Raw genomic sequence first — 6,148 nt, forward strand, 5'->3', positions numbered from 1 at the left:
GACAGCTTGAATTCCGGGCTGGAGGATATCCAGCTCGCGACGATCCTGCTGGTGGTGGTTGCAGGGTTCGCTGCGGGCTGGGTCGACGCGGTGGTCGGCGGTGGGGGGCTGCTGCAACTCCCCGCCCTCCTTTTAGTACCCGGGATTACCCCGGTGCAGGCGTTGGCCACCAATAAGATGGGTTCGCTTTTCGGCACCACCACCAGCGCAATCACCTACTATCGACGGGCCAGACCCGATCTCAGGACTGCGTTACCGATGGCAGGAATCGCCCTGGTCGGTGGGTTCGGTGGCGCGATCATCGCGACGTCGCTGCCGTCGTCGGTCTTCAAGCCCATCATCGTCGCCGCTCTCATCGCCGTCGCGGTGTTCACCGCGTTCCGTCCAACCGTCGGCACCCTGACAAAGTTGCGCCACACCGGCGGGCGACACTATGGAACAGCCGCGGCGATCGGGCTGGTCATTGGCTTCTATGACGGGCTGATCGGCCCCGGTACCGGATCCTTCCTGATCATCGCGATGGTCACCCTGCTCGGCTACAGCTTCCTGGACGCCAGCGCCAAATCCAAGATCGTGAACCTGGCCACCAACTTTGGTGCGCTGATGTTTTTCCTGCCCAACGGGTCGCTGCTCTGGGGTCTCGGGCTGGTACTCGGCCTGGCCAACATGGCCGGCGGCTATCTCGGATCGAGGATGGCCATCACCCAGGGCAGCAAATTCATCAGGATCGTCTTCCTCGTGGTGGTCGCGGCGCTGATCGCCAAACTCGGTTACGACGTCTGGGTCGAGAACATCCGACCGGCACTGTAGCTCCAGTCCGGGTGCGGGCTAGGGGCTGACCAGGTCCGCTGGCGACGGCAGCTCGGGCAGGGTCCGACGCAGCAGCGTACTTGCCACCCAGAGGGAACGCTGCGCGTCGTCACGGTTCCCCGACTCCACGGCCGAAAGTGCGTTTTGCACCTCACGGACCACCGACCAGTCCCTCGCCAACAGCGGGTCAAGATCAGCGGCGAAAGCCAGATCGGAGCACCGCTCCCGCAGATGGCCCGCAGGATCACCCGGAAACAGGTCTCCAATCCGGTTCCATAGCATCGGTGCGACGGCGAACTCCGCGTCCCCGACAACCGGCTTCGGATCGATGGCCACGTAGCTGGGAGCAGGCGCCGGGGCATCCGCCGGACCGACCGGAACGATCGCGTCGGCGGGGGAAGGGCGGGCCCGGATATTGAGGTAGTGGAGGTCGGAGTGCAGCAGTACGTCCTGCTCAGAGCGTCGTCCAACAGCTCCGCGCACCTGGCAGACCTCCAGGGCACACTCAAGAAGCCAGCGTTCAAACGGACGGCCCAGCCGGTCCCAGTCTGCCGGGAGAGTGTCCGTCCACATTTCCGCTTGGGCGGCCACCGATGGAATGTCCTGCCAGAGCTCGCCGCTACCCGGAGCCAACGCCAAATCCTTCACCAGGCCACCCCAGATCCCGGCTGTCTCTGCCAGCGGCACCCCTGCGAGAGATTGGTCCCCGTCGAGTCGCTCCAGCAACAGAACGTAGTCCTCCCGGCTGGCTTCCAGCAGTTTGACGGCCCCGCAGCCAGCCCAAAGCCTCAGAGCGTCGGGCTCGGGGAGTGCGTCATCGTGGGGGACTGTGACCTTCAGGACCGCCCGGCTACCGTCAGCCCGGTGCACGGGCAGCACGACGGCGGCGCTGCCGAACCAGGGGCGTCTCCCGCCGGGTAGATCGAGGGTCAGCTCCCATTCAGCCAGCGCGCTGTGAACCAGGTCCTGCCACCGGCTCAGCCAGGCGCGCCCGCCGGGCAGCCGTGAGGCGTTGCGAACCAAGGCCGCCGGGAGTTCAATTCCAGGGAGTTCCACGAGGCCAAGTCTAGGCTTCAGGTGTTGCCCGGTGCGGCATTGCCCAAGGCTGGTCGCACCGCGGGTTGCCCTTGGCAGGTCAGTTGCGAATGCCGGGAAACGCTTCAACAGCGTCGGTGGCCAGGTGTTGATGGTGGGCAAGATCACTGAATCGTTGGACGGCCCAGCGCCGGGCGGGGCCGTCGGTCAAACCCACCATGTCGACGTACATGGTCATGAGCTCAGTGTTCAGGGCGGCGAGCGTCGCCTCAGGGTCGTCGAAGAACGCCGCGTCGAGGGCAAATGCCGGCGCCTGGGGGCCGGGTTGAGGGCAGGTGATGGTCCGCAGCAGGGTCTCGCCGGCGCCGGCAGCGCTGGCGTGCTCGGCCGCGAACTCGACCAGGGTCGACGGCTCAGCCCCACGGGCCGCAGCGACCTCGTACGCATAGGCGGACCGGTGTTCGGCGGCAACCGCCTCGCCAAGCAGATCAGCCTCCGGATGATCTTCGGGGCTAGTTCCAGCGCGCGGGGTGGAGCCGCCCGCAGTCCCGTTTCGGGGTATCGGGGCAGGGCAGGTGGGCGACGGCCCAGCGGCGACGCTCGGCAACGGTCCCGGTGGCGGCGATTTCAGGCCCTGCAGGTCGGCGAGAGCTAACGCCTGGCGTCGTTGACTGGCGCCAACCGACGCGAGTAGCCGTGCGATCCCTGGTTCCGCCGTCACAGCAGCGTTGAGGTTCTGCTGTGCGGAGCTGAACAGGTCTGCCACGAAACCGGCCGGGGTGGGTGTCGGGGTGGGAGCTGCCGTTGACTCGGCTGCGACGGTGGGTTCCGACAAACCTGCGGCAGTGGGAGCGGAGGTGACGGGCGGGTCCGAAAGTACCGGGTGCCAGAGGGCATCGGCTTGCTCCTGAAGGATGCCAGCCGTTTCGGCATAGGTGCCGCTCAGTTCGGATTCGGCACCGTTTGAAGAGGCTCCGTCTGAAGAGGCACCGCCCGAAGAAACAGCGACCGAAAGCGCTGTCGCAGCAGCAGCCAGGTCCGCTGCCCGGGATTCTGCACCCAATTGCGCTTCTTCAGTGAAGGACAGCGGTGGCGGACCATCAGCGGGGGGACCATCCAGGTTCAATCCCAGTGCAACCACCAGAGTGAAGGCGAGAAGGAGCGCGACCGTCCGTAGGGTTCGCCGTGCGAGAGTACGCAGGGTGCCGCGGAAGCCGGAACGCCGGGTGTCAGCAGAATCCTTCACAACTCTTGATGATGTCATGATCCCCGGTCGTTCTCCGGCTGATACACCGTACGCGCCGGAAAGTCGGTACCCTAGAGCTACAACATCATCGAGTGGGAGGCAGTAATGGCGGTTCGGCCGGGCAATGACAGTCCGCCTGCGGCAAACACGCTGCAGCAACAAGCTCCTGACGCGGACGTCGAGGCGGAATCGGTGAGGCTCACAGCGCTGCTGCTGCCCACGGTCGAGGGGCACGGGCTCTTTCTGGAGGCCGTAGAGATCAAATCCGCCGGATCGGACCGTATCGTCAACGTGGTGGTAGACCTGCCGGAGAATCAGACTGGGTCAGTCAACCTGGACCTGATCTCGGAAGTGGCCCACGACGTCTCACTCGCGATGGACGCCGACCCACACGACCATGGGCGTCCGTACAGCCTCGAGGTGTCTTCCCCGGGAGTCTCCCGCCCCCTCTCGCAGCCCCGGCACTGGCGGCGCAACAAGGGACGCATGGTCACGGTCCGCCGGCTCAAGGGCGACGACGTGACCGGCCGGCTGCTGGAAGTTGACGACGACGGCATCCGGTTGACCCCACAGATACCAGTGAAAAAGGGGATGAAGCCCAAAACCGGCGACCCCCTGACGCTCTTGTTCACCGAGATCCGTAAGGGCACCGTCCAGGTCGAGTTCACGCACCTTGACGACACGCATCTTGACGACACGCATCTTGACGACACCGGGGACGAAGGCATCCAGCACGATGCCCGCCCCACCAAAAATACAGTTTCGGAGGCCTAAATGGATATTGATATGAGTGCGCTAAGGCTGCTGGAACGAGAACGGGAAATACCGCTTGAGCTCCTGATTCCGACCATCGAGCAGGCCCTCCTGGTGGCCTATCACAAGACCCCCGGATCGCAGGATACTGCGCGGGCGGAACTGGATCGCAAGAGCGGCCACGTCACCATCTGGGCAACTGAGACCGACGACGACGGCGCCGCCGTCGGCGAGTTCGACGACACGCCCACCGGTTTCGGCAGGATCGCTGCGAGCACCGCCCGCCAGATCATCCTGCAGCGGCTCCGGGACGCCGAGGACGACAACATCCTTGGTGAATTCCGCGGCAAGGAGGGCGAACTGGTTGCCGGCATGATCCAGCAGGGCACCAACCCCCACATGATCCAGGTCAACCTCGGATCGGTCGAGGCGTTGCTGCCGCCGCCGGAACAGGTGCCAGGCGAGAAATATCTGCACGGTTCGCGGCTGCGAGCCTTCGTCGTCGACGTTCACCGCGGTATGAAGGGCCCCTCGATTACCCTGTCACGCTCGCACCCGGGGCTCGTCCGCAAGTTGTTCGAACTGGAAGTGCCGGAGATCGCCGACCACACGGTCGAGATTGTGGCGCTGGCCCGCGAAGCAGGACACCGCACAAAGATTGCTGTGAAGGCTCAGGTGCCAGGGGTCAACGCCAAGGGGGCATGCATCGGCGAGATGGGCTCACGCGTGCGGGCAGTCATGAACGAACTCAATGATGAGAAGATCGACATCGTTGACTACAGCGACGATCCGGCCACCTTCATTGCCAGTTCCCTCTCCCCGTCCAGGGTGTCGTCGGTGACGATCACAGATGAGAGCACCAGGTCGGCACGCGTTGTTGTTCCCGACTATCAGCTCTCCCTGGCGATCGGCAAAGAGGGGCAGAATGCACGGCTGGCAGCGAAGCTGACCGGGTGGCGGATCGACATCGTGTCCGACGCCGCCAAGGCCTGAACAACCCGGTAGTGCCGCAGATGCGGCCTTGCCAGCTGAAAAGCGCTAGAATGGAAGAGGCTTAGGTCATTGCCATCCCAACAAACCGCCATTAGAACGTGCGTAGGTTGCCGGAAGCGTGATGACCAGGCTGTTTTGCTGCGGTTGGTGAGAGGAAATCTGGACGGCTCCAATGCCGTTGTGATTGACGATCGCCGCCGACTCTCCGGTAGAGGTGCGTGGTTGCACCCCCAGCCGGCGTGCATGGAGCAGGCCCTCAAACGCGGTGCGTTCAACCGTGCCTTCCGGGGCCAGGTTGAAACTCGCGACGTTGAGGATCGACTTCACGCACTCAAGGAAGCTTCACTAGGAAGCCACCCTAAACAAACCGTCCTCCCTGAAAGCGGGTCAGAAAACTGATGGATTCCCGATGAGTACCCAGCGATGAGTGCCCAACGATGAAAAATCTGTTGAGCTTTGCAAATGGCTTTTCGGTTGCTCCGGCAACTGTGGTCTGCAGTAGGAATTAGACGGTTCGTGCCTGACTCGGTGCGGACCGAGACAGGAGAAATGTGGCTAAGGTCCGCGTACACGAGCTCGCCAAAGAGCTCGGAATTACTTCAAAAGATGCAGTAGCCAAACTGCAGGAGCTGGGCGAATTCGTCCGTTCCGCCTCATCAACGATTGAGGCGCCCGTCGTGAAGAAACTTCGCGGCGCTTTCCCAGCAGCGGCACCGGCAGCAGCTCCAGCCGCACCGGCACCAGCCAAGTCTGCGGCCGACCCAGCGCCCGAAAAGGCAGCTTCGGCGCCCGCAGCAACCCCGGCGTCCTCCACCCCCGCCGCACCGAAGGCTGCCACGCCGAAGGCAGCAACATCGGCCACTCCAGGGCCGAAGGCACCGGCGAAGGATCGCCAGGAGACCCCAGCAGCGGCTCCCGAGCCAGCGGCTACGGCACCAGCGGCTGCGGCACCAGCGGCACCGCAGGCGCCGGCAGCGGAACAAGCAGCCCAGCCAGCGGCCAAGGAAGAATCGTCGGCAGCCAAGCCGGGCGCTCGCCCGGCACCGAAGCCAGCCGATGCGCAGGCTCCAGCCGCGCGTCCCGGTGCGGCTCGCCCCGGCGCACCGCGGCCAGGCAACAACCCGTTCGCACCCTCACAGGGCATGCCCCGTTCAGGGCGCGGCGACGGCGATCGTTCAGGCGGACCCCGGCCAGGCAACAACCCGTTCGCACCCTCACAGGGCATGCCTCGCCAGGCGTCGCGACGACGAGCGTGGCCAGCGCCCAGCAGCGGGTGCAGGTGGCCCACGCCCAGCGGCCGGTGCAGGTGGC

Annotated in this window: 6 protein-coding genes and 1 pseudogene; 5 read left to right on the top strand and 2 right to left on the bottom strand. The window is 64.9% G+C overall.

The window, feature by feature from the left end:
* The first annotated feature begins 6 nt into the window (after window positions 1-6).
* The gene (locus tag DDA93_RS13885; protein ID WP_116779094.1) at window positions 7-810 is read left to right on the top strand and encodes a TSUP family transporter; all 804 of its coding nucleotides are present in this window, start codon (window positions 7-9) and stop codon (window positions 808-810) included.
* An 18-nt stretch (window positions 811-828) separates the two neighbouring features.
* Here the strand turns inward: DDA93_RS13885 and DDA93_RS13890 are convergent, their stop codons facing one another.
* On the bottom strand, window positions 829-1,866 hold the full coding sequence (locus DDA93_RS13890) for an aminoglycoside phosphotransferase family protein (protein ID WP_116779095.1): 1,038 nt from the start codon (window positions 1,864-1,866) through the stop codon (window positions 829-831).
* Between the two features lie 79 nt (window positions 1,867-1,945).
* The gene (locus DDA93_RS13895; RefSeq protein ID WP_165802645.1) at window positions 1,946-3,091 is read right to left on the bottom strand and encodes a DUF4439 domain-containing protein; all 1,146 of its coding nucleotides are present in this window, start codon (window positions 3,089-3,091) and stop codon (window positions 1,946-1,948) included.
* Between the two features lie 105 nt (window positions 3,092-3,196).
* Between DDA93_RS13895 and rimP the strand changes: the two genes are divergently transcribed.
* The 4 genes and pseudogenes from rimP to DDA93_RS13915 form a co-directional block, all read left to right on the top strand.
* Window positions 3,197-3,865 (top strand): ribosome maturation factor RimP, encoded by a 669-nt coding sequence (gene rimP, locus DDA93_RS13900; RefSeq protein ID WP_116779097.1) that lies wholly within the window; start codon window positions 3,197-3,199, stop codon window positions 3,863-3,865.
* On the top strand, window positions 3,866-4,837 hold the full coding sequence (gene nusA / locus DDA93_RS13905; protein ID WP_019483472.1) for a transcription termination factor NusA: 972 nt from the start codon (window positions 3,866-3,868) through the stop codon (window positions 4,835-4,837).
* A 147-nt stretch (window positions 4,838-4,984) separates the two neighbouring features.
* Window positions 4,985-5,236 (top strand): YlxR family protein, encoded by a 252-nt coding sequence (locus DDA93_RS13910; protein ID WP_243400644.1) that lies wholly within the window; start codon window positions 4,985-4,987, stop codon window positions 5,234-5,236.
* Between the two features lie 152 nt (window positions 5,237-5,388).
* A pseudogene (locus tag DDA93_RS13915) lies at window positions 5,389-6,148 on the top strand (translation initiation factor IF-2 N-terminal domain-containing protein); the annotation flags it as partial.

Origin of the sequence: Arthrobacter sp. Bz4 (assembly GCF_003075455.1) — a bacterium.
Taxonomy (GTDB): Bacteria; Actinomycetota; Actinomycetes; order Actinomycetales; family Micrococcaceae; genus Arthrobacter_D.